The sequence below is a fragment of the Amycolatopsis lexingtonensis genome, from assembly GCF_014873755.1.
In the GTDB taxonomy this organism is placed as follows: domain Bacteria; phylum Actinomycetota; class Actinomycetes; order Mycobacteriales; family Pseudonocardiaceae; genus Amycolatopsis; species Amycolatopsis lexingtonensis.
In genome coordinates this window covers 24,467-45,052 of the sequence record NZ_JADBEG010000001.1, presented here as the reverse complement: position 1 = coordinate 45,052, position 20,586 = coordinate 24,467, and the positions used below count along the sequence as shown (strand labels likewise).

The following is a 20,586-nucleotide window of genomic DNA, read 5'->3' as shown; positions in this document are numbered from 1 at the left end:
TCACCTCGGCCGTGCCGAAGACGTGCAAGGACAAACCATGGGCGCGCAAGCCCACCACTCACCTTCCGGGAGCCTCAACCGGGCTCGCTCTCCTGGTTGAGGCGCCCGCAACGACCTTTCACCATACCCGCGGATGACGAAAAGGTGTCCACAGGGTCACAGGGGAGTGTCGGACCTCACGCGGGCCCGCCACGTGGGGAAATCACCGGGTTCGGGCGGCCTTCCCGCCGACCTTCGGCTTCGCCTTCTTCTCCCGGACGCGGACGTTCACCCGAACGGGGCTGCCGGTGAAGCCGAACTGCTCGCGGAACTTGCGCTCGATGAACCGGCGGTAGCCCGCCTCGAGGAAGCCGGTGGTGAACAGCACCAGCGTCGGCGGCCGGATGCCGGCCTGCGTCGCGAAGAGCACCTTCGGCTGCTTGCCCGAGCGGACCGGCGGCGGGGTGGCCGCGATCAGGTCGGACAGCCACGCGTTGAGCTGGCCGGTCGGCACCCGCTGGTCCCACGACTTCAGCGCGGTCCGCAGCGCCGGCGCCAGCTTGCGCACCGAACGGCCGGTCAGCGCGGAGATGTTGACCTTCTCCGCCCACGGCACCCGGACCAGGCCGCGGTCCAGCTCGCGGACCATCGCGTGCCGGCGGTCCTCGTCGACCAGGTCCCACTTGTTGAACGCCAGCACGCAGGCGCGCCCGGCCTCGACGACCATGGTCAGCACCCGCAGGTCCTGCTCCGACAGCGGCTCGGCCGCGTCGAGCAGCACGATCGCGACCTCGGCCGCGTCGATCGCGGTCTTGGTGCGCAGCGAGGCGTAGTACTCGGCGCCGGCGGCGAAGTTGACGCGCTTGCGCAGGCCCGCCGTGTCGACGAACCGCCAGGTCTCGCCGTCCAGCTCGACCAGCGAGTCGACCGGGTCGACGGTGGTGCCGGCGACCGAGTCGACGACCGAGCGCTCCTCGCCCGAAAGCTTGTTGAGCAGGCTCGACTTGCCGACGTTCGGCTTGCCGACCAGCGCGACGCGCCGCGGCCCCGACGTCACGGCGCCGCCTTCGCGCGGCGACTCGGGCAGGGCCTTGAGGATCGCGTCGAGCAGGTCGCCGGAGCTGCGGCCGTGCAGCGCGCTGACCGGGTGCGGCTCGCCGAGGCCGAGCGACCACAGCGACGCGGTGTCCGCGAGCAGGCGGTCGTCGTCGACCTTGTTCGCGGCCAGCAGCACCGGCTTCTTCGAGCGGCGCAGCACCTTGGAGACGGCTTCGTCGGTGGCCGTGGCGCCGACCGAGGCGTCGATCACCAGCAGCACCGCGTCCGCGGTCTGCATGGCCAGCTCGGCCTGCGCGGCGACGGAGGCCTGCAGCCCGGTCGCGTCCGGCTCCCAGCCGCCCGTGTCGACCAGGGTGAACCGGCGGCCACCCCAGTAGGCGTCGTAGGCGACGCGGTCACGGGTGACACCCGGCACGTCCTGCACGACGGCTTCACGGCGGCCGAGGATGCGGTTGACCAGCGTCGACTTGCCCACGTTCGGGCGGCCGACGACGGCAAGCACCGGCTGCGCGAGCGCGGCCTCCTCGGCCAGCTCGGCCGCCTCGATCTGCGCGTCGAGCGCGGCGAACTCGGTCTCTTCCGACCAGGTGCCGTCGACTTCGCCGACGCTGTCCAGCTCTTCCATCACTACCCAATTTCCCTTATGGCGTAGCGAATCCGTTTTCGCTGCGCCAATCGTCCAAAGTCTTCACGAGCGCCGCGAGCTCGCCGCGGAGCTCTTCGGTGCCCTGGTCGAGCCCGGTCTTCCCGGGTCCGACCTTCGGCGTGAACGGCTCCCCCACGAGGATGTCCACGCGCGGGCGCCAGCGCCGCTTGCCGTCTGCCGGCTTGCGCGTGCCCCGCGTCGCGACCGGGAGCACGGTCGCGCCGGAGGCCCGGACCAGCCAGGCCGCGCCGCGTTCGGCCGCGCCGACGTCCCCGGCACCGCGGGTGCCCTCGGGGAAGATCCCGACGACGCCGCCGTCCTTGAGCACGCCGACCGCGGTCATCAGCGGTTTGCGGTCGATCTCGCCGCGCTTGAGCGGGATCTGCCCGATCGCCAGCAGGAACTTCCCGGCCAGTCCCTTGAACAGCTCGGCCTTGACCAGGAACGCCGAACGCCGCGGCAGCATTCCGAAGATCAGCTGCGGTTCGATCATCGAGCTGTGGTTCGCGATCACGACCACCGGCCCGGTGGCGGGCATGCGCTCGCGGCCGTGCACCCGGATCCGGAAGGCCGACCGCAGATGGTACCGGGCGAAGACCCGCCCGGCGTCGTGGAGTGCGCCGACGGATCCCTCGGGGAGTCCGTCAGCGCTCATCGAGCCACCTCGGCGTTGCACCCCGCCAGCAGCCCACGACGGCTGGCCAGTTCGCTCAGCGCGACGATCACCTGGTCGATCGACAGTTCCGAGGTGTCGACGTGCACGGCGTCGTCGGCCGCGCGCAGCGGCGAGGCGGCGCGGGTCGAGTCGAGGTGGTCGCGGCGCTCGACGCTGGCCAGCGCGTCGGCGACCGACGACGTCCGCCCGGCGGCGGTGTCCTGGGTGCTCCGGCGCGAGGCGCGGACGTCGGCCGAGGCGGTCAGGAAGACCTTGAGCGGCGAGTCCGGCACGACCACGGTGCCGATGTCCCGGCCCTCGACGACGATCCCGCCGCGGTGCCCGACGACGTCGTCGATGATCTGCCGCTGCCGGCCGACCAGCAGCTCGCGCACGTGCGGCACGGCGGAGACGGGCGAGACGGCCTTGGTGACCTCGGGGCCCCGGATGTCGGCGGCGACGTCTTCGCCTCCGAGCCGGATCTCGGGGCGCTCGGGACTGGTCCCGATGCTGAAGTCCGCCTGGTCGGCGACTTCGGCGACGGCGGCCGGGTCGGCCGGGTCCACGCCGGCGCGCAGCACGGCGAGGGTGACCATCCGGTACATCGCGCCGGTGTCGAGGTAGCCGGCCCCGAGCCGGTCGGCGAGCTTGCGGGCGACGGTGGTCTTCCCGGTCCCCGACGGGCCGTCCAGAGCGACCACACCACGTAGGGCTCCCGTCACCAGCACTCTCCTCGCGTTCTCGCACTCGATCGGCTTCGGTGCCCATTCTGCCGGGCGGGGTGCGGAGGAGATCAGTCGCCCCGCGCCCCGAAGCGGGCGACCACCAGTGCCAGGCGCTCGTCGCGGTGCGCCGGGGACAGCCGGTGGCCACGGTCCAGCGTCACCAGGCCGTGCAACGTGCTCCAGAACACCTCGGTCAGCGGGCCGGCGTTCTGCTCCCCCGCCACCGGCTCGATGACCGCGAGGAGTTCCGCGAAGTTCGCTTTCATCACCTCGGGGGTGTCGTCCTGGGCGAACCGCAGCTCGGACGCGAGCGTGAACATCGCGTCGTAGAGCGCCGGTTTCGCGTCGGCGAACTCGATGTACGCGCCCGCGATCCCGGCGAGACCGCCGTCGCGCGCTCCGGCCAGTGCGGTGGCCAGCTCGGCGAAGCCCTCCAGCGCGGCCGCCGCCATGATCGCGTCCTTGCCGCCGGGGAAGTGGCTGTAGAGCACCGGCTGGCTGTACTCGATCAGCGCCGCGAGCCGCCGGGTGGTGACCGCGTCCCAGCCCTCCGCCTCGGCCAGTTCCCTGGCCGCGGCGACGATCCGCCGCCCGCGCTCGGTCCGGTCGCGCACACGCCGCTGTCGCTGGGTCATGGGTCACAGGCTAGCACCGCTAGACAAACTAGCGCCGCTAGATTAGCGTTGCTAGCAATCCTAGCGATGCTAGAAAACTGGAGGGAACACCATGCTCGTCACCGGCTACGTCCTCGTCGCGATCGTCTCGCTCGGGATCATCTACGTGGGCCTCAACTACCTCTTCGCGCCGGCGAAGATCGCCGCGGGCTTCGGCTTCACCGAGGTCCCCGAAAACGCCGAGACTTTCTTGAACGTCAAGGGCGGCCGCGACATCGGCGCCGGTCTCGTCCCGCTGGCCCTGGTGATCTACGGCGACCCGCACGCGCTGGGCTGGGTCTTCCTCACCGCGGCCGCCTGGCCCCTCTTCGACATGCTGATCGTCCTGCGCCACCGCGGGAAGAAGGCCATCGCCTTCGGGGTCCACGGCCTGACCGCCGCCGTGATGGTCGTCGCGGCCCTGCTCCTGCTGCTCGGCTGAACTCCGCGAATCGGACACGTGGGTTACGGTGGTCGGGTGAACGTCGAAGTAACTCCCCTGCCCGGCATCGGGGTCCGCAAGGACTTCGCCACCCGTACCGGTCGGCGCATCGGCGTCGTCAGCCAGCGGGACGGCCACACCGAGCTGATCGTGTCCAAATCGGACGATCCCGACGCCTGTGCCGCCTCGATCCCGCTGACCGCGGACGAGGCGGGCACGCTGGCCAACCTCCTCGGCGCGCCGCAGCTGGTCGCGCAGCTCACCGAGGAGCACCAGGACCTGCCGGGGATCAGCACCAAGCAGCTGCCGATCAAACCGTCCGGCCCGTTCGACGGCCGGACGCTCGGCGACACGGCGATGCGCACGCGCACCGGGGTCTCGGTGGTCGCGGTGGCGCGGGCCGGCCAGGTGCACCCCTCGCCCGCGCCGGACTTCGCCCTCACCGGGGGCGATCTGCTGGTCGCGGTCGGCACGAGCGAGGGCCTCGAAGCCGCCGCCAAGATCCTCAAGTACGGCTGAGCGGCCGATGGACCACACCGCGCTGTCCCTGATCGAACTGGGGGCGGTCTTCTTCGTGCTGGGCGCGCTCGGGCGCCTGGCCGGGAAGATCGGCCTCTCCCCCATCCCGCTCTACCTGCTCGGCGGCCTCTGCTTCGGCTCCGGCGGGCTGATCCCGCTGACCGACATCGGCGGCTTCACCCACCTGGCCAGCGAAATCGGCGTCGTGCTGCTGCTTCTGCTGCTGGGCCTGGAGTACTCCGCGGCCGAGCTGTTCACCGGCCTGCGCCGCTCCTGGACCGCGGGCCTGCTCGACATCGTCCTCAACGCCGCCCCGGGCGCGGCGGTCGCGCTGCTGCTGGGCTGGGGCCCGGTCGGCGCGATGGTGATGGCGGGCGTCACCTACATCTCGTCGTCCGGCATCGTCGCCAAGGTGCTCGGCGACCTGGGCCGGCTCGGCAACCGCGAAACGCCGGTCGTGCTGTCGATCCTCGTGTTCGAGGACCTGGTGATGGCGCTCTACCTGCCGATCCTCACGGCGGTGCTGGGCGGGGTGTCGCTGCTCGGCGGCATGGAGGCCGTCGGGATCTCGCTGCTGGTGATCACCGTGGTGCTGGTGATCGCGCTGAAGTTCGGCCGGTACGTCTCGGCCGCCGTCGACAGCCCCGACCGCGAGGTCTTCCTGCTCAAGGTCCTCGGCGCGGCGCTGCTGGTGGCGGGGCTCGCGTCGGCGATGCAGGTGTCGGCCGCGGTCGGCGCGTTCCTGCTCGGCATCGCGATCTCGGGGTCGACGGCCGAGAACGCGACGCACCTGCTGGAGCCGCTGCGCGACCTGTTCGCCGCGGTGTTCTTCGTGGTCTTCGGCCTCAACACGAACCCGGCGTCGATCCCGCCGGTCCTCGGCTGGGCGGTGGTGCTGGCGGTGGTGACGACGGCCACCAAGGTCGGCACCGGCTGGTGGGCGGCGCGCCGGCAGGGCATCGGGAAGATGGGCCGCGCTCGCGCGGGAGCGGCGCTGGTGGCGCGCGGCGAGTTCTCGATCGTCATCGCGGGCCTGGCGGTGACCGCGGGCGCGGTCGACGGCGAGCTGGCCGCGCTGGCCACGGCGTACGTCCTGCTGATGGCGATCCTCGGCCCGACGGCCGCGCGGGTCGTCGAGCCGATCGCCCGTGCGCTGCAACGCAAATCGGCCGCGAAGACGGCTCCGGCCGAGGCGAACTGAAGCCGCCCTGCCACGATCGACGCCGTGAACGAAAAAGCCCAGATCGCGGCGGCGATCGCCGCCGAACGCGAGTCCTTGCGCGGCGACTGCCGGGCCGACGCCCCTCGGTTCGCGCGGTTGCTCGCGCCGGACTTCCACGAGTTCGGCACGTCCGGCCGCGAACTCGACTACGCCGCGGCCCTCCGCGTCGTGGCGGAATCGGCCGCGGACGGCGAGCCGATCGAGGTCCGGGACATGCGCGGCCAGCTCGTCGCGGACGGCGTCGTCATGGTGAAGTACACCTCCGAGCGCGCCGGGCGGCGCTCTCACCGCACTTCGCTGTGGCGTCGCGAGGACGACGGGCAGTGGCGGATCTTCCACCACCAAGGGACGCGGGCCGCGACCTAGGGCCTGTATCGAAGTCGTTTCGGGCAGGTTGAGCTGGAGTCGGCGCCGTTGAGCGTGTCGGTGGCCGGGAATGGGTGAGGTCTCCGGTAGATGGTTCGTCGACCAAGAAGAACCTGAACACCGGAGACCTCGTGGACACCCTAGCGGTGGCGGGGCGGTTCGACCTGACCGACGCTCAGTGGGCAGCGCTGGAGCCGTTGCTGCCCGAGCCGAAGCGGCCCGGGCGACCGTCGATGTGGACCAAGCGGCAGCTGATCGACGCGATCCGGTGGCGGGTGCGTGCCGGTGCGCCGTGGCGGGACATCCCCGCTGGGTATGGCTCGTGGGCTGCGGCGTATGGGCTGTTTCGGCGGTGGCAGCGTGATGGCACCTGGAGGCGGATATTGACCGCATTGCAGGCGTTGGCCGAGGCGGCGGGGCGGATCGTCTGGGACGTGAGCGTGGACTCCACGATCACTCGGGCGCATCAGCATGCCGCAGGTGCGCGTAAAAGGGGGATCTGCAAGCTGAGTCGCCGGGCGGGGTGACCGCCGAGCCGGACGATCATGCGTTGGGCCGGTCCCGCGGTGGGTGGACCACGAAGCTGCATCTGGGCTGTGAGCAGGGGCAGAAGCCGTTGTCGATCGTGCTGACCGCCGGGCAGCGTGGTGACAGCCCGCAGTTCATTCCCGTCCTGCGTGGTATCCGGGTGCCCCGGCTGACCGGTGGCGGGCGCCCACGCACACGGCCGGACCGGGTGCTGGCGGACAAGGCCTACACCTCCAAGGCCAATCGGGCTCACCTGCGCAAACGTGGGATCAAGGCGACAATTCCGAGCAAAGCTGATCAAGACGCGCACCGCAAGGCCAAGGGGTCGAAGGGCGGCCGGCCACCGGCCTTCGACCCCGAAACCTACAAGCAGCGTCACGCCGTGGAGTGCGGCATCAACCGCCTCAAACGCCACCGCGCCGTGGCCACCCGATACGACAAACTCGCCGTCCGCTACGAAGCCACCATCCACATCGCAGCTATCGACGAATGGCTCTGACCGACTTCGATACAGGCCCTAGCTTGAGTTTTAACGTTTGCGTGGCTGGGTGAGACCCTGGTTGATCATGAGTGAAGCCCTTGGTCGATCATTCCTCTTGCGACAGATGGAAGATCGAACCAAAGGCTTCAGTTGATCAGTGTGCACCATGCTGGGGACGTCGATGCGGCCGGGGAGCTGTCGGCGTTGCGGCAGGAGTTCTACCGTTGTCTGCCCCGGCGGGCGGACGCGTTGTTCGAGCTGACCGACGCGGTGTTGTGCGTGGACGGCCCGGTCCGCTCGGTCGCGGAGTTGTCACTGACCGGTGAGCATCGCCGCGGGCATGGCAGCGGTTATGCCGCGCTGGCCCAGGGCCGGGTCGACTTCCACCGGTTACGCACCGCCCTGACCACGGTGTCGCTGCCTCGTGCCGCGGACGGGCGGCTGGTGCTGGCGGTGGACGTCACCTGCTGGCTGCGCCCGGAAGCACACACGAGCCCGCAACGGATCCTGTGTCACACCTATGGCCGGGGCAAGGACCAGCACATCATGGTGCCGGGCTGGCCCTACTCGATCGTCGCCGCTCTGGAGAGCGGGCGGCACTCGTGGACCGCGCCGCTGGACGCGGTCCGACTCGCGCCCGGAGACGACACCGCGAGCGTGACCGCCCGCCAGATCCGCGACGTCGTGGACCGGCTGATCACCGCCGGACACTGGTCACCAGGGGATCCGGAAATCCTGCTCGTGGCCGACGCCGGCTACGACGGACCCCGGCTCGCGCACGTGCTGGCCGATCTCCCGGTCGTCGTGCTGGTGCGGATGCGGTCGGACCGGGTGCTGCGCCGTCCCGCGCCGCCGTTGCGGCCCGGCCCCAGCCCCGGCCGCCCCGCCCGCCACGGCGCCGAGTTCGCCTTCGGCGACCCGGCCACCTGGGGCGAGCCGGATATCACCATCGAGACCACGACCCGGCTCTACGGCCCAGCACTGATCCGGGCCTGGGACCGGCTGCACCCCAAGCTCACCTCCCGCACCGCCTGGACCGGCCACACCGGAGACCTGCCCATCCTCGACGGCACCGTCATCCTTCTGCAGGTCCAGCGGCTGCCTTCCGGCGCGATCCCGAAACCCGTGTGGCTCTGGCATTCCCGCACCGGCCTCGAGGTCGCCGAGGTCGATCTGGCCTGGCAGGCTTTCCTGCGCCGGTTCGACATCGAGCACACCTTCCGCATGCTCAAGCAAACCCTCGGCTGGACCACCCCGAAACTGCGCTCAGCCGACGCCGCCGACCGCTGGACCTGGCTTCTTCTGATCGCCTACACCCAGCTCCGCCTCGCCCGCGACCTCACCGAGGATCTGCGCCGCCCCTGGGAGAAACCCCGCCCCGCCCAGCGACTCAGCCCGGCACGGATCCGACGGGGGTTTCGCAACCTGCGTCCACAACTGGCCTGTCCCGCCCGTGTCCCGAAACCTTCCCGGCCCGGCCCCGGACGACCCGCGGGACTGCCCAACCAGCAGCCCGCCACACGCCACGACGTCCACACCGTCACCGGCACGAACAAGCAAAAACCCAAACACGGCAAGAAAACCAAGTCCAGCAACCCACGACCCCGCCAAACAGGTTAAAACTCAAGCTAGACCTCCAGGGCCCAGCGCACGTACCGCTGCTTCGGCGTGAAGCCCGCCTTCGCGAACACGCCGGACGCCCCGGCCGGGTCCGCAGAGTCGACGTTCAGGCTGGCCTGGTCGTACCCGAGCCCGGCGGCGGCCCGCAGCGCGTGCCCCAGCAGCGCGCCGGCCACCCCTCGCCGCCGGTGCTCCCGCAGCGTCCCCACGACCATGAAGTGCGCGTCGCGGACGCCGGTGGCCGCTGTGTCGGCCGCCCACGACATCGTCACCAGCACGCCGACCGCGGTCCCGCCGTCCCGCGCCAGGAAACTGACTTCCGGCTGGAAGGTCTGGTTGACGATCTTGTTCCGCCACTGGTCCGCCGGCATCGGCGCGGCGCCCCAGAAGTCGCGGTAGGCCGCGTTCCGCACCGCCCGGAAGTCCTCGTCGGCCGACGGCGACCACCCTTCGATCCGCACCCCGGCCGGCAACACGACTTCGCCCGCCGCGCCGAGGGGGTGCTCCATGCGCTGGAAGTACCGGGCCGGCGCGAACCCCTGCGAGCGCACGAGTTCGGGCACCCCGGCGATGTGCTCGGCCTTGTGGACGTCGACCACGAGCCGCAGCGCCGGGTGGTGCCGGGCGTGCACGACCTTCGCCGCCGCCACCCCCGCTTCCACCAGCGCCGTCCCGATGCCGCGACGGCGGTAGGCCGGGTGCACCCCGCCGTCCAGGAAGACCCGGTGGACTTCCTCGGCGGACGCCTTGTGGCGGACCTTCATGTAGCCGACCATGACCTCGCCGTCGAACACCGCGAGGCTCGCCCGCTCCAGGTCCGCGTACGGGTCGATCAGTTCCTGGAGCGTGTCCTCCTCGGTGTAGTGCTCCCCGATCCGGTCCACGGTCTCGATGGCGTTGAGCAGGTCGGCCGACGCCCTGGCGTCCGCGCCGGTCAGCGGCCGCCACGTGAGTGCGCGCATGCGCCGACCGTAGCCACGGCGGAGCCGGGCTGTCGTGCGGTTTTCCCGCCTACCGCAGGTCCGCCGGGCCCGCCGACGGCACGTGCTCGCCGCCGGCCGGGGCCGGGTGCGTGGTCGCCGCCGCCGGGAGGCCCGTCAGCGGGATCGACGCCGACGTGCGCGCCAGGTCCAGCGTCACCCGGCCCGGCTGAGCGGGGCCGCGGATGAAGCTGCCGTCCGTGCCGCCGACGATCAGCGCCAGCGCGTGCCCGCGCGGCACGACGTGGTCCGTCGAAGCCAGCCGGAACGTCATCGGGTACGCCGTACCCGGGGTCAAAACCTGTTCCTGGGAAAGGGAAGCGTAGTTCGCGAGGTCCGCCCAGCCCCGGCTGAGGATCGTGTAGTTCACCTTCTTCACGTCCGCCGACGCGATCCGGTAGCAGGCGTCGTCCCCGGTCGTGGACGATCCCCAGCAGTTCTCGGTCGTGCCGGTCTTGATCCCCTCGCCGCTGCCGGCGAAGTTGCGGATCGTCGCCGGGCCGAGGTCGACCAGCAGCGCCGAAAGCCGCGCCGACGACGTGCTCGGCGTCGCCGTCACGGTGAGCGTCGTGGTCCCGGACACCTGGACGTCCGACGTCAGCGTCCCGGTCGAGTAGGTGAGCGCGGCGCTGCCCGGGTTCGTCACCCAGGTGTCCTCGCCCAGGTTCGGGTTGTCGGTGAAGGACGCGGTGCCGGACGAGGGCGACGTGCCCAGCGTTCCGGACGCCCCCGGCCGCAACGTGGTCGCGACCGCGTTCGCCGCCGGGTACGCGCTCTGGTCCACCCACTGGTCGGGCTGCCGCTCGACGCTCGCCTGCGGGCCGTTCTGGACGCCGTTGTCGATGCCGAGCAGGTAGTGGTCGAACCACCGGTGCAGCAGGTCGACCCAGTCCGCGCGCCGGTAGTCGAAGGGGTCGACGTGCCCGGTCTGCGACAGCCAGATCTTCTTCTCGACGTTCAGCCCGGCCCACCACTGTCCGAAGTGGATGGTCTTGACGTTCAGGTCGTTGACGCCGTGGGAAAGCAGCACGCTGGCGCGCACGTTGCCCGCGTTCTTGACGTAGTCCCGGTCGGCCCACAGGGGTCCGTAGTCGCCGTTCGCCGTCGCGCCCTGGGTGAGGACCTGGTTCTGGGCCGAGCAGTTCTGCCCGGAGTTGCGGGCTTCGACGGTCTGGGCGAGACCCGCCGGGTTGAACCCGAAGGTGGCGCCGTCGGAGCGGTAGTAGTCGTACCAGGAGCTGATCGCCGAGATCGGCACGATGGTCTTGAGCCCGGCGACGCCGGTCGCCGCGACGCCGTTGGCGATCGTCCCGTCGTAGGACTTCCCGATCATCCCGACGTTCCCGGTGCTCCAGGCCGCCGTCACCGCGCTGCCGCCGGTCTTCGCGCTGTAGCCGGTGGCGCGGCCGTTGAGCCAGTCGACGACCTTGCGCGCCGAGCCGACGTCCGAAGCGCCGCCGACGTCCGCGCAACCCGCCGAGCGGTTCGTCCCGGCCAGGTCGACGAGCACCACCGCGTAGCCGCGCGGCACGAAGTAGTTGTCGTAGAACAACGGGAACTTCACCGGCTTGCCGGCGCTGTCGTAGGTCTTGAGCTCGCTCTCGTTGCCGCGCCCGCAGCACGAGTAGTACGGGCTGGCGTCCATGATCACCGGCACGCCCGAGGTCGCGCCGGACGGACGCACGATGTCGGCGGCGACGCGGTCGGAGCGGCCGTCGCCGTCGCCGTCGCGGCCGATGTCGACCCAGACGGTCTCCCGGATCGCCGACGCGTAGTCGTAGACCGGTTCGCTCCCCGCGGGAGCCGCGGCCGCCGGGGCCACCGCGCCGGACAGGAGCACCGCGAGGATTCCGCACACCACTCCGAGTCGCATGCCCGTCACGCTAGCGAGCCGGGGAACGCGCGCACCACGGCGGAAAGTCGGAGGTACGTTGGAGATCGTGACGGAGTCCCTGCCCGCCGTGAGCGTCACCGCCGTCGGCGTCGCCGCGCTGCGCGCGTACGAAAGCCGCCGCCCGGACCGCCTGTTCGACGACCCGTACGCGGCCGCCTTCCACGCTGCGGGGCGCGCCCTGCTGCCCATCTCGCCGGGCGAGACCCCGCAGGGTGGCCTCGGCGCGCTCTTCGCCCGGCAGGTGGCGATCCGCACCCGGTTCTACGACGATTACCTGCTGGCCGCCGGGTGCGCGCAGGTCGTGGTACTCGCCGCGGGCCTCGACGCGCGCGCGTTCCGGCTCGGCTGGGCGCCGGGTGTGCGGCTGTTCGAGCTCGACCTGCCCGAAGTCCTCGCGTTCAAGGACGAGGTTCTCTCCCGCCAGGACGCCGTGCCGTCGTGCGAGCGGGTGGTGGTCCCGGCCGACCTGCGCGGCGACTGGGCGGCCGCGCTGCGGGCGGCCGGGTTCGATCCGAGCGTCCCGGCCGCGTGGCTCGCCGAGGGCCTGCTGGTCTACCTGTCACGCGACGATGCCGAAAAGCTGCTTTCGACCGTGACCGAGCTGTCGGCGCCGGGGAGCCACGTATCGTTCGAACACCGGTCGGCCGAAACGCGGGACGGCCTGCTGGCCCGCGCCAAGGCCACCCCGGGCGCCGAGCGCGTCACCCGGCTGTGGCAGGGCGGTCTCGGCGGCAAGGCGCCGGAGTGGCTACGCGGCCACGGCTGGTCCCCCACCGTCGTGTCCCACGCCGAGCTGGCCGCGAAGTACGACCGCCCGGGCGACGAGACGCTCGACGGCTTCGTCACCGCCCGGTTTCAGAGCTCGACGTTGCGGTAGAGCGCGCCGACCTCGCCCTTCGTCAGCCGCCGGATCGAGCCGACGCGCTGGTTGCCGAGCTGGACGTCGCCGACCGCGGTCCGGACCAGCTTGAGCACCGGGTGGCCGGTGTCCTTGAGCAGGCGGCGCACGATGTGCTTCTTGCCCTCGTGGATCACCAGCTCGACGAGCGACTTGCCGGAGTGCATGTCCTTCACCCGGAACTGGTCGACCTTGATGATGCCGTCCGGCAGCTCCCAGCCGTTGCGCAGCTCCTTGCCGAGCCCGCGCGGCACGAGGCCGTCGACCTCGGCGAGGTAGGTCTTGAGCACCCGGTAGGACGGGTGCATCAGCCGGTGCCCGAGGTCGCCGTCGTTGGTCAGCAGCAGCAGGCCCTCGGTGTTCTCGTCGAGCCGGCCGACGTGCACGACCCCGGGCGTCTCCTCGTAGCGGCCGGCGAGGTAGTCGCCGACGCACGGGCGGCCGCGGTCGTCCGACATCGTCGAGTGCACGCCCTTGGGCTTGTTCAGGGCGAGGTAGATCAGGTCGTCGCGCAGGTTCACCCGGGTGCCGTCGACGTGGATGACCGCCTCGTCCGGGTGCACCCGGCGGCCCAGCTCGGTGACGACCTCGCCGTCCACCTCGACCCGGCCGGCGACGATGAGGTCTTCCGCCGCGCGCCGGGAGGCGACCCCGGCCTGCGACAGCACCTTCTGCAGGCGGATGCCGTCGGGGTGCTCACTGGATGTCATCGATGGTGTCCACTTCGGGTAGCAACGGAGCGATCGCGGGCAGGTCGTTCAGTGACGACAGCCCCAGTCGCTCCAGGAACAGCTCGGTCGTCACGTACAGCGTGCCGGTCGTGTCGGGGTCGGTCCCCATCTCTTCGATGAGGCCGCGCGCGAGCAGCGTCCGGATCACGCCGTCCACGTTCACACCGCGCACCGCGGCGACCCTGGCCCGGGTCACCGGCTGCCGGTACGCGATCACGGCGAGGCTCTCCAGCGCGGCCCTGGTCAGCTTCGACCGCTGGCCGTCCAGCAGGAGCTTCTCCACGAACGGGGCGTAGACGTCCCTAGTGTAGAACCGCCACCCTTCACCGACGCGCCGCAGGTCGATCCCGGAGGTCCGGTCGGTGAACTTCTGCCCCATGGTCCGCAGCGCGACGACGATCCGCGCCTTCGGCTGCTCGAGGGTTTCGGCGAGCAGCTCCTCACTGGCCGGCGAGTCGACGACGAGCAGCAGCGACTCGAGGGCGGCTTCGAGGGCTTCGTCGGAGGTGACGTCGGGCAGCAAGCTGATGTCCCCGCTGGCGACCAGGTCGGACTCGGGATCGTCGGGGGCGGGCTCGTCCTCGGGCGCGTCACTTTCACGTGAAAGCTCCGCCTCCGGCTCGGCCTGAGTCTCCTCGGCGGCCCCTTCTCCAGCCTCGGGCGCGTCACTTTCACGTGAAAGTGACGGCTCGGCCACGGGCTCCACCGGCGTGCCGTCCTCGTCCACGGGCTCGCCGGACAGCGCCTCCTCCAGTGCCAGCTCCGCCGCGGCTTCGGCCGGTTCGCCCGTCGGCGTGACCGGTGCTTCGTCGTTCTCGGGGCTCACCCGTACTCCTCTTCGTCTCCGGCGGCGCGGTCCAGCTCGGCCGCCGCGGAGGCTTCTTCCTTCGAGCCGCCCGTCCAGCGGACGTGCAGTTCCGCCAGTGCCTCGCTCTGCTCGAACTGGACCGTCGCCTCGCGGTAGAGCTCCAGCAGCGCCAGGAAGCGCGCGACGACCTCCACCGTGTGCTCGCAGTCGTCGACCAGCTCGCCGAACGTCGCCTGGCCGCGCTCGGCCAGCATCACCCGCAGGATCGCCGCGTGCTCGCGCACCGAGATGCGGCCCATGTGGATGTGCGCGATCGACACCGTCGGCGGCGGCTTCGGCCGGAACACCGCCACCGCGATCTCCGCGAACTTCTGCGGCGTGACGCCCAGCATCACCTCGGGCAGCAGCCCGACGAACCGGTCCTCCAGCGCCACCGACCGCGGGTACCGCCGCAGCGCGCCCTGTTCCAGCTCGCCGAACAGCGCCGCCACCTGCTTGTACGCGCGATACTGCAGCACCCGGGCGAAGAGCAGGTCGCGGGCTTCCAGCAACGCCAGGTCGTCTTCGCTCTCGACCTCGGCCGCGGGCAGCAGGCGCGCCGCTTTCAAGTCCAGGAGCGTGGCCGCGATGACCAGGAACTCCGTCGTCTCGTCGAGGTTCCACTCGGTGCCCAGCGCGCGCGTGTACGCGATGAAGTCGTCGGTGACCCGGTGCAGCGCCACCTCGGTGACGTCGAGCTGGTGCTGCGAGATGAGCTGCAGCAGCAGGTCGAACGGCCCTTCGAAGTTGGCCAGCCGCACCTTGAACTTCGACGTGCTCAGTTCTTCGGTGTTGACGCCTTCGGGGATCATCCCGCCGTGCACCGTCTGGTGCTCTTCGGGGACCTGTTCCTCCGGAGCCGGTGCCGGCTCGTCCATCAGCCCTCGGTTTCGCCGCCGTCTGAGCCGACCACCCGCAGCCGCTGCACCAGCACCGACTCCTCGCCGTTCGCGTCGAAGTCGGCCAGCAGCACCGCGACCGCCTCGCGGACCAGCCGGCCGCGGTCGACGACCAGCTCGTGCTTGGCGCGCAGCGTCAGCCGGGCCTGCTCCATGGCCACGAGCTCGTCCCCGGAGACGTACACGGTGATCTTCGCGTCGTGCTTGGTCCGGCCGGACCCGTGCGGGGCCGCGCTCCGGGCCAGCTGTTCCGTCCGGCCGGTGCCCGCGGGCTTGGCCTTCTCGGCCGGCTCCGCGGGCGCGGGTGGCGCCTGGGGCGGGAGGTCGAGGGCGGGACTGGAGGTGATCCTGAAGAGTTCCGACGCTCCGGGCAGGGAAGCGCGCCTGCTCACCGAGCGATCACCTCACGGGCCAGCTGGCGGTACGCCGCCGCGCCGGCCGACTTGGGCGCCCAGGTCGTGATCGGCTCACCCGCGACCGTCGTCTCGGGGAACCGCACGGTGCGGTTGATGACCGTGTCGAACACGGTCTCGCCGAATGCCTCCACCACGCGAGCCATGACCTCCTTCGAATGCAGGGTTCTCGGGTCGTACATGGTGGCGAGAATCCCGACTATGTCCAGTTTGGGGTTGAGGCGTTCCTGGACCTTCTCGATGGTGTCGATCAGGAGGGCGACGCCTCGCAGACTGAAGAACTCGCACTCCAGCGGGATGATCACGCCGTCCGCGGCGGTCAGCGCGTTCACCGTGAGCAGGCCGAGCGAGGGCTGGCAGTCCACAAGAACATAGTCGTAGTCGTTCATGACCGGACGAAGGACCCGTAACAACGTGTGCTCGCGCCCTACCTCAGCGACGAGCTGGACCTCCGCCGCGGACAGGTCGATGTTGCTCGGCAGCAGGTCAACGCCGTCCACGCGGGTTTTCATGAGCACGTCGGTGGCGCTGACCGAGCGCTCCATGATGGCGTTGTAGACCGTGTGGTCCAGTTCGTGCGGCTGGATGCCGAGGCCGACGGCGAGCGCGCCCTGCGGGTCGAAGTCGACGAGCAGCACCTTGCGGCCGTACTCGGCGAGGGCGGCACCCAGGTTGATGGTCGACGTCGTCTTGCCGACGCCGCCCTTCTGGTTGCACATCGCCATGATCTTGGCCGGGCCGTGCTTGTCCAGCGGCGCCGGATCGGGGTGCTCGCGGATCGGGCGGCCGGTCGGCCCGATGCCCTCGAGCTTGACCTTCTTGCCGTTGCGCTCCTGCGGTTCGTCGCCTTCGTGGACCGCGGGCGTGGCGATGGTGGCCTGGCTGAGGTTCGCCGCCGCCGACCCGGCGGACTCGGCCGAAGGGGCCGGCTGGTTCGGTGTCGACATGGCGCGAAAGCTCCTTGTTCGTCAGCGTCCGCCGCAGCCTATGCGCGGAGTCGGAGCCCCGGCAAAGCAACGCGCCGGACTCGACGGGGCAATGTCACTCGACCGTCGGTGCAGGCTGGGAAGGCCCTTTGCGGTTTATAGGGCCGTCTAGCCCAACGCCCGCGGGTGCGCCGTCGCGTACACCTCGCGCAGGGTGTTGACCGTGACCAGCGTGTACACCTGTGTCGTCGTCACCGACGCGTGGCCGAGCAGTTCCTGGACGACGCGGACGTCGGCGCCGCCCTCGAGCAGGTGCGTGGCGAAGGAGTGGCGGAGCGTGTGCGGCGAGACGGCGGCCACGATCCCCGCGCGGCCGGCGGTGTCCTTGAGCACCTGCCACGCGCTCTGCCGCGAGAGGCGGCTGCCGCGGGCGTTGAGGAACAGCGCCGCGGTACCCCGGCCGTGCGCGGCCAGCGCCGGCCGGGCGCGGACGGTGTAGGCGTGCAGCGCGGCGAGCGCGGGCCGCCCGATCGGGACCAGCCGCTGCTTGCCGCCCTTGCCGTCGAGCAGCACCGTGCGCTCGGCGTCGTCGACGTCGTCGAGGTCGAGGCCGACCGCCTCGGAGATCCGGGCCCCGGTGGAGTAGAGCAGCTCCAACAGCGCCCGGTCGCGCAGCGGGCGTTCGCCGTCCGGTGGCGGGGTCTCCAGCAGCCGGAGCACGTCGTCGACCGGCAGGGCCTTGGGCAGCCGCTTCGCCGGCGTCGGCGGGCGGACCTCGCGGGCCGGGTTGTGCTCGGTGAAGCCCTCCGCGTGGGCGAACTTGTGCAGGCCCCGCACGGCGACCAGCGCCCGCGCGGCCGACGACGCGGCCAGCGGCTGGTGCTCGCCGTCGCCCTCCCGCAGGGCGGCCCCGAAGCCGGTGACGTGCGCGGCCGTGACGTCGGCGATCTTGGCGATGCCCGCGCCGTCCAGGTGCGCGGCGTACCGGCGCAGGTCACGGGCGTAGCTGTCCAGGGTGTTGCGCGCGGTCCCGCGTTCGACGACCAGGTGGTCGAGGTACGCGGCGATCACGTCGGCCGTGCTTCCCGCGCCTGCCACGGGGGACACCTTAGGCCGCCCGGGGCTCGTGACCCGGCAGAAACCCCGTTCTCAGCTTCACGCGGTTACCTTGGATTCCATGGAGTCGGACGCGCTCCGCATCGGCACCGCCGAGCGGGAGGAAGCGGCGAGGCTGCTCGCCGACCACTTCGGCATGGGCCGCATCACGCCGGACGAGTACGAGACCCGGGTGACCGACGCCTACGCGGCGGCCACGCTGGGCGAGCTGCGGCCGCTGTTCCGCGACCTGCCGCCGCCCCACCCGGGGTTCTTCGGCCTGCCGCCGTCGCCCATGCCGGTCTACGCGCCGCCGCCCGTCCCCATGCCGATGCCGTACGCCCAGCAGCCGGTGCCCTACTCCTACCGCTCGAAGACGGTGGCCGGGGTGCTGCAGATCGTCCTGCCGTTCGGCGTCGGCCGGTTCTACACCGGCCAGATCGGGCTGGGCGTGCTGCAGCTGTTCGTCTGCATGATCACCTTCGGCTTCGGCGCGATCTGGCCGATCATCGACGGCATCATGCTGCTCGCCAACGGCGGCCTGGACGCCGAAGGCCGCCCGCTGCGCCCCTGATGTCCGTGAATGCCACATTCACGGACACTAGGTCCCTCAATGTGGCATTCACGGACTTCCTCAGGACTCCTTGCGCTTGGCGAACGCCGTTGGGCGGTCCTCCCACGGCGCATCTGCCGGGCGGGCCGGGGCCGCGCTCGACAGCACCGCGTGCGCGGCCAGGACGCCGGACACCGTGGCGCCGTTGACCAGCTCGCCCGCCAGTGCCATCCGCACCGCCTCGGCCAGCGGGAACTTGCGGATCACCAGGTCCGCCTCCTCCTCGCCGAGCACGTCACGCTCCACATCGGACAGCCCGCGGGCCAGGAACACCCGCACGACCTCGTCGGTGAACCCGGGCGACGCCGCGACGTCGACCAGCGTCACCCAGTCCGACGCGGCCAGCCCGACCTCCTCGACCAGTTCCCGGCGAGCGGTGTCCACCGGGTCCTCGCCGACGTGGTCGATCAGCCCCGCCGGCAGCTCCCACAGCCGGTGCCCGATCGGGTGCCGGTACTGGTGGATGAGCGTGACCTGCTGATCTTCGTCCAGCGCGACGATCGCCACCGCGCCGAGGTGCTCGATCACCTCGCGGGTCGCGGTGTCGCCGCCGGGCATGACGACCTCGTCGATCCGGAGGCCGACGACCCGTCCGATGTGGACGTCCCGGCTGGCCGCGACGCTGAACTCGTGCTCGCCGGGCGCGGTCACCGGGCCGCCACCGGGGCCTCGGGCAGCTCGACCGGGAGCCGCTCGGCGACCTTGCGGTCCACCACGGCCTTGACGAACGCGCTGAACAGCGGGTGCGGCCGGGTCGGGCGGCTCTTGAGCTCGGGGTGCGCCTGCGTGCCGACGAAGAACGGGTGCTTGTCGGCGGGCAGCTCGACGAACTCGACCAGGTGGTCGTCCGGCGAGGTGCCCGAGAACACGAGCCCCGCGTCCGAGAGCTGCTTGCGGTAGGCGTTGTTGACCTCGTAGCGGTGCCGGTGCCGCTCGGAGACCTCGGTGGTGCCGTACGCCTTCGCGGCCTGCGAGCCCGGCTTGAGCTTCGCCGGGTACGCGCCCAGGCGCATGGTGCCGCCCATGTCCCGCTCGCCCGCGACGACGTCGCGCTGGTCGGCCATGGTCGAGATCACCGGGTGCTTGGTGTTTTCGTCGAACTCCGACGAGCCCGCGTCCTCGATGCCGGCCAGGTTCCGGGCCGCCTCGATGACCATGCACTGCAGGCCCAGGCACAGGCCGAGCAGCGGCACGCCGCGGGTGCGGGCGTACTCGATCGCGCCGACCTTGCCCTCGATGCCGCGGATGCCGAACCCGCCCGGGATCAGCACACCGTCCACATCGGACAGCACGGAGGCCGCGCCGGACGCGGTCTGCGCGTCGTCGGAGGCGACCCAGACGATCTCGACCTTGGCGCGGTGGGCGAACCCGCCCGCGCGCAGGGCCTCGGTGACCGACAGGTAGGCGTCCGGCAGATCGATGTACTTGCCGACGACCGCGATCCGCACGACCTCGTTCGGGTTGTGCACCCGGTCGAGCAGGTCGCCCCACACCGTCCAGTCGACGTCGCGGAACGGCAGCCCGAGGCGGCGGACGACGTAGGCGTCGAGCGCCTCGCCGTGCAGCACCTTCGGGATGTCGTAGATCGACCGCGCGTCCGGGCAGGCGATGACGGCCTCGGTGTCGACGTCGCACATCAGGCCGATCTTGCGCTTGAGGTCCTCGGGGATCTCGCGGTCGGCCCGGCAGACCAGCGCGTCGGGCTGGATGCCGATGTTGCGCAGCGCGGCGACCGAGTGCTGGGTCGGCTTCGTCTTGAGCTCGCCCGACGGCGCCAGGTACGGCACCAGCGAGACGTGCAGGAAGAAGCAGTGGTCGCGGCCGACGTCGTGGCGGACCTGGCGGCAGGCCTCCAGGAACGGCAGGGACTCGATGTCGCCGACCGTGCCGCCGACCTCGGTGATGACGACGTCCGGCGCCTGGCCGGTCTCGTCGGGCACCGCGGCCGCGGTGATCCGGGCCTTGATCTCGTCGGTGATGTGCGGGATGACCTGCACCGTGTCGCCGAGGTACTCCCCGCGGCGTTCCTTGGCGATCACCTCGGAGTAGACCTGGCCGGTCGTGACGTTGGCCTTGCCGTCGAGATCGCGGTCGAGGAACCGCTCGTAGTGCCCGATGTCGAGGTCGGTCTCGGCGCCGTCGTCGGTGACGAACACCTCACCGTGCTGGAACGGGTTCATCGTCCCGGGGTCGACGTTGAGATAGGGGTCGAGCTTCTGCATCGTGACGCGAAGCCCGCGTGCGGTAAGGAGCTGACCGAGGCTGGAAGCCGTTAGTCCCTTACCCAGAGAGGAGGCGACGCCTCCGGTGACAAAGACGTACTTGGTTGCCCGTGACTGAAGTCCCACGGGCCGCCAGCATATCCCAAGCCCGCGGATCCGCTCGCTGTGACATG

At 71.1% G+C, this 20,586-nt stretch carries 22 protein-coding genes; 8 read left to right on the top strand and 14 right to left on the bottom strand.

What is annotated here, in order from left to right:
• Window positions 1-202: 202 nt before the first annotated feature.
• The 4 genes from der to H4696_RS00200 form a co-directional block, all read right to left on the bottom strand.
• Complete coding sequence (der, locus tag H4696_RS00215; protein ID WP_169735125.1) at window positions 203-1,663, bottom strand: ribosome biogenesis GTPase Der; 1,461 nt, start codon at window positions 1,661-1,663, stop codon at window positions 203-205.
• 16 nt (window positions 1,664-1,679) lie between these two features.
• The gene (locus tag H4696_RS00210) at window positions 1,680-2,339 is read right to left on the bottom strand and encodes a lysophospholipid acyltransferase family protein (protein WP_192781961.1); all 660 of its coding nucleotides are present in this window, start codon (window positions 2,337-2,339) and stop codon (window positions 1,680-1,682) included.
• The gene (gene cmk, locus H4696_RS00205) at window positions 2,336-3,040 is read right to left on the bottom strand and encodes a (d)CMP kinase (protein ID WP_192782983.1); all 705 of its coding nucleotides are present in this window, start codon (window positions 3,038-3,040) and stop codon (window positions 2,336-2,338) included. Before cmk ends, H4696_RS00210 begins: the two co-directional genes overlap by 4 nt.
• A gap of 92 nt (window positions 3,041-3,132) precedes the next feature.
• Window positions 3,133-3,699, bottom strand: a complete 567-nt coding sequence (locus tag H4696_RS00200) for a TetR/AcrR family transcriptional regulator (RefSeq protein ID WP_225955551.1) — start codon at window positions 3,697-3,699, stop codon at window positions 3,133-3,135.
• A gap of 91 nt (window positions 3,700-3,790) precedes the next feature.
• Here H4696_RS00200 and H4696_RS00195 point away from each other — a divergent pair, with 91 nt between their 5' ends.
• From H4696_RS00195 to H4696_RS00170, 6 genes are all read left to right on the top strand, one after another.
• Window positions 3,791-4,159 carry a DUF4267 domain-containing protein gene (locus H4696_RS00195; RefSeq protein WP_086865352.1) on the top strand — a complete coding sequence of 123 codons (369 nt, stop codon included), beginning with the start codon at window positions 3,791-3,793 and terminating at the stop codon, window positions 4,157-4,159.
• A 36-nt stretch (window positions 4,160-4,195) separates the two neighbouring features.
• Complete coding sequence (locus H4696_RS00190) at window positions 4,196-4,678, top strand: cation:proton antiporter regulatory subunit (protein ID WP_169735232.1); 483 nt, start codon at window positions 4,196-4,198, stop codon at window positions 4,676-4,678.
• Window positions 4,679-4,685: 7 nt separating this feature from the next.
• Window positions 4,686-5,879: a cation:proton antiporter gene (locus tag H4696_RS00185; protein WP_086865354.1), complete on the top strand. Its 1,194-nt coding sequence runs from the start codon at window positions 4,686-4,688 to the stop codon at window positions 5,877-5,879.
• 24 nt (window positions 5,880-5,903) lie between these two features.
• Window positions 5,904-6,266: a nuclear transport factor 2 family protein gene (locus tag H4696_RS00180; RefSeq protein ID WP_158104450.1), complete on the top strand. Its 363-nt coding sequence runs from the start codon at window positions 5,904-5,906 to the stop codon at window positions 6,264-6,266.
• Between the two features lie 146 nt (window positions 6,267-6,412).
• A protein-coding gene (locus H4696_RS00175; RefSeq protein WP_420831550.1) for an IS5 family transposase occupies window positions 6,413-7,293 on the top strand; the annotation gives its coding sequence in 2 pieces (ribosomal slippage) (window positions 6,413-6,788 and window positions 6,788-7,293; 882 coding nt in all).
• A 141-nt stretch (window positions 7,294-7,434) separates the two neighbouring features.
• Window positions 7,435-8,895: an NF041680 family putative transposase gene (locus tag H4696_RS00170; protein WP_338078642.1), complete on the top strand. Its 1,461-nt coding sequence runs from the start codon at window positions 7,435-7,437 to the stop codon at window positions 8,893-8,895.
• An 8-nt stretch (window positions 8,896-8,903) separates the two neighbouring features.
• Here H4696_RS00170 and H4696_RS00165 read toward each other — a convergent pair whose 3' ends face one another.
• Window positions 8,904-9,857, bottom strand: a complete 954-nt coding sequence (locus H4696_RS00165) for a GNAT family N-acetyltransferase (RefSeq protein WP_086864730.1) — start codon at window positions 9,855-9,857, stop codon at window positions 8,904-8,906.
• A gap of 49 nt (window positions 9,858-9,906) precedes the next feature.
• Window positions 9,907-11,748, bottom strand: coding sequence for a Xaa-Pro dipeptidyl-peptidase (locus tag H4696_RS00160; RefSeq protein WP_225955550.1), 1,842 nt, complete (start codon window positions 11,746-11,748; stop codon window positions 9,907-9,909).
• A 67-nt stretch (window positions 11,749-11,815) separates the two neighbouring features.
• Between H4696_RS00160 and H4696_RS00155 the strand changes: the two genes are divergently transcribed.
• Entirely contained in the window at window positions 11,816-12,646 is an 831-nt protein-coding gene (locus H4696_RS00155; protein ID WP_338078641.1) for an SAM-dependent methyltransferase, read from the top strand.
• On the opposite strand, the gene H4696_RS00150 is transcribed toward H4696_RS00155, so the two are convergent.
• The 6 genes from H4696_RS00150 to xerD all read right to left on the bottom strand — a co-directional run bounded on the left by H4696_RS00150 (window position 12,625) and on the right by xerD (window position 17,554).
• On the bottom strand, window positions 12,625-13,377 hold the full coding sequence (locus tag H4696_RS00150; RefSeq protein WP_086864727.1) for a pseudouridine synthase: 753 nt from the start codon (window positions 13,375-13,377) through the stop codon (window positions 12,625-12,627). The genes H4696_RS00155 and H4696_RS00150 overlap by 22 nt on opposite strands.
• Window positions 13,364-14,224, bottom strand: a complete 861-nt coding sequence (gene scpB, locus H4696_RS00145) for an SMC-Scp complex subunit ScpB (protein WP_086864726.1) — start codon at window positions 14,222-14,224, stop codon at window positions 13,364-13,366. The genes H4696_RS00150 and scpB overlap by 14 nt, the downstream gene beginning before the upstream one ends.
• Window positions 14,221-15,123: a segregation and condensation protein A gene (locus H4696_RS00140; protein ID WP_086864725.1), complete on the bottom strand. Its 903-nt coding sequence runs from the start codon at window positions 15,121-15,123 to the stop codon at window positions 14,221-14,223. Before H4696_RS00140 ends, scpB begins: the two co-directional genes overlap by 4 nt.
• Window positions 15,123-15,536, bottom strand: a complete 414-nt coding sequence (locus H4696_RS00135; protein WP_086864724.1) for a cobyrinic acid a,c-diamide synthase — start codon at window positions 15,534-15,536, stop codon at window positions 15,123-15,125. Before H4696_RS00135 ends, H4696_RS00140 begins: the two co-directional genes overlap by 1 nt.
• A complete protein-coding gene (locus tag H4696_RS00130; protein ID WP_086864723.1) occupies window positions 15,533-16,504 on the bottom strand; it encodes a ParA family protein in 972 nt (323 codons plus the stop codon). The genes H4696_RS00135 and H4696_RS00130 overlap by 4 nt, the downstream gene beginning before the upstream one ends.
• Before the next feature lie 147 nt (window positions 16,505-16,651).
• Entirely contained in the window at window positions 16,652-17,554 is a 903-nt protein-coding gene (xerD, locus tag H4696_RS00125; RefSeq protein ID WP_169735183.1) for a site-specific tyrosine recombinase XerD, read from the bottom strand.
• 106 nt (window positions 17,555-17,660) lie between these two features.
• Between xerD and H4696_RS00120 the strand changes: the two genes are divergently transcribed.
• A complete protein-coding gene (locus H4696_RS00120; RefSeq protein WP_086864721.1) occupies window positions 17,661-18,152 on the top strand; it encodes a DUF1707 domain-containing protein in 492 nt (163 codons plus the stop codon).
• A gap of 60 nt (window positions 18,153-18,212) precedes the next feature.
• Here the strand turns inward: H4696_RS00120 and H4696_RS00115 are convergent, their stop codons facing one another.
• Window positions 18,213-18,842, bottom strand: a complete 630-nt coding sequence (locus H4696_RS00115) for an NUDIX domain-containing protein (RefSeq protein WP_086864720.1) — start codon at window positions 18,840-18,842, stop codon at window positions 18,213-18,215.
• Window positions 18,839-20,539 (bottom strand): CTP synthase, encoded by a 1,701-nt coding sequence (locus H4696_RS00110; protein WP_086864719.1) that lies wholly within the window; start codon window positions 20,537-20,539, stop codon window positions 18,839-18,841. Before H4696_RS00110 ends, H4696_RS00115 begins: the two co-directional genes overlap by 4 nt.
• Window positions 20,540-20,586: the final 47 nt, after the last annotated feature.

Coding starts and splice junctions, on each gene's coding strand:
- der (WP_169735125.1), bottom strand. CDS start 1,663: ATGGAAGAGCTGGACAGCGTCGGCGAAGTCGACGGCACCTGGTCGGAA.
- H4696_RS00210 (WP_192781961.1), bottom strand. CDS start 2,339: ATGAGCGCTGACGGACTCCCCGAGGGATCCGTCGGCGCACTCCACGAC.
- H4696_RS00200 (WP_225955551.1), bottom strand. CDS start 3,699: ATGACCCAGCGACAGCGGCGTGTGCGCGACCGGACCGAGCGCGGGCGG.
- H4696_RS00195 (WP_086865352.1), top strand. CDS start 3,791: ATGCTCGTCACCGGCTACGTCCTCGTCGCGATCGTCTCGCTCGGGATC.
- H4696_RS00185 (WP_086865354.1), top strand. CDS start 4,686: ATGGACCACACCGCGCTGTCCCTGATCGAACTGGGGGCGGTCTTCTTC.
- H4696_RS00165 (WP_086864730.1), bottom strand. CDS start 9,857: ATGCGCGCACTCACGTGGCGGCCGCTGACCGGCGCGGACGCCAGGGCG.
- H4696_RS00160 (WP_225955550.1), bottom strand. CDS start 11,748: ATGCGACTCGGAGTGGTGTGCGGAATCCTCGCGGTGCTCCTGTCCGGC.
- H4696_RS00150 (WP_086864727.1), bottom strand. CDS start 13,377: ATGACATCCAGTGAGCACCCCGACGGCATCCGCCTGCAGAAGGTGCTG.
- H4696_RS00140 (WP_086864725.1), bottom strand. CDS start 15,123: ATGGACGAGCCGGCACCGGCTCCGGAGGAACAGGTCCCCGAAGAGCAC.
- H4696_RS00130 (WP_086864723.1), bottom strand. CDS start 16,504: ATGTCGACACCGAACCAGCCGGCCCCTTCGGCCGAGTCCGCCGGGTCG.
- H4696_RS00120 (WP_086864721.1), top strand. CDS start 17,661: ATGGAGTCGGACGCGCTCCGCATCGGCACCGCCGAGCGGGAGGAAGCG.